The sequence below is a fragment of the Arhodomonas sp. KWT genome, assembly GCF_010993615.1.
On sequence record NZ_WNXE01000477.1, the window covers coordinates 1 to 1,270 of the forward strand.

Annotated in this window: 3 protein-coding genes; all 3 read left to right on the plus strand. The window is 67.5% G+C overall.

The genetic code is table 11. From position 1 onward, the window contains the following. The first annotated feature begins 17 nt into the window (after positions 1-17). Positions 18-119 (plus strand): hypothetical protein, encoded by a 102-nt coding sequence (locus G7A99_RS25985; RefSeq protein WP_371807644.1) that lies wholly within the window; start codon positions 18-20, stop codon positions 117-119. 129 nt (positions 120-248) lie between these two features. Then, positions 249-752, plus strand: a complete 504-nt coding sequence (locus G7A99_RS20045; protein ID WP_163143564.1) for a hypothetical protein — start codon at positions 249-251, stop codon at positions 750-752. 51 nt (positions 753-803) lie between these two features. After that, the coding region (locus G7A99_RS24985) for a hypothetical protein (RefSeq protein WP_205599952.1) at positions 804-1,270 on the plus strand (467 nt) is incomplete at its 3' end.

Here is a 1,270-nt window from a genome sequence, read left to right on the forward strand (position 1 = left end):
CCGCCCTCGTCGGTGCCATACTCGCCGTCGCCGTCCTCCGTTACGCCAGCCTCTGGCCCGCCATCATCGCCCACGCGTTCATCAACGCCGTGTCGCTCTGGGTGCTTGCGGCGACGTAGCCGTCCCGGCGCTCTCTGGACAATCCCTGCCATGCCGTACAGCCTTCACGCTCGGGCCGGTCTTTCGTGTACGGCATGGTGCCGGTGATAAGCACGGATGCGCATTCGTGAGACGGTGAGGGGACGGGCATGCGGCGGATATCCGATTCCAGGCGCCAGATGCAGGGCGGTCTCACCCGCGCGACCGGACCGGGGCGTCGTATCCTGCTGGCGTTCTGTCTGGTCTGCGGCATCGCGGCGGTCACGCTCAGTGCGCTGGCCGGCCGGTTCGAAGTGGCCGCCTTCCTGCCGTTCGCCGGTGCACTACTCGTGTGGCAGTGGCAGAGCACGTTCACCGGGCTGGTCGACGACGTCTACGATGCCGGCGATGCACTCGTGATGCGCGACGGACGCGATACCGAGCGAGTGCCCCTGTCCGGCCTTGCGGACGTGGATTTCCGCTGGTGCCCGCTAAGCGGCAGCAGCCAGCGGGTTCTGCCCGTGCTGCACCTGACGTTGCGGGAGTCGTGCCGCTTCGGCAGCGCGGTGCGGTTCATCGCCCGGACGGCGCACAGCGGCCCTTCCGCGGCCGCGCAGGAGGCGGCGGGAGAGCGCATGGCCGAGGATCTCCGGCGACGCATCGATCGGGCGTAGCGCGCACGCTGCGGTAAAACCAACACCACAACGCCCCCTCTGGATCCCGATATGAGTACGTCCGTCGTTTCCTTCACCCCCATCGATGGGCCGTTCGTGCCCTGTGCCATGGGCGTGTATCCACGCGTCGCCCTCGCGCCCGCGGACCACCGGCCGTGGGCCGCTATCGGCGGCGGAGGCGGAGGCGGAGGCGGAGGAGGAGGTGGTGGTGGTGGTGGTGGTGCAGCCGGCGGTGGTACCGGTAGTGGCGGTTCCGGCGACGGGCCATTCGCCAGGGTGATGTTCGCAGTTATCGCGATAATGGTTGTGATCCAGCTCTTCGTGACTTTCGTGCCGGAGCCGGAGGATATCGACCGGCGTCTGGTGGAGGCCGTCATGGTGCTTCCCGGGAGCAAGGTGGATGCCCTTGACGAGATGTTCATGCGGGCGGAGTTCTCCACTCCCGAGCAGCGTCGCGCGGTCCTCGACAAGCTGCTGGATATCACCGATCCCACGGATATCAGGGAGGGAAGTGTCCA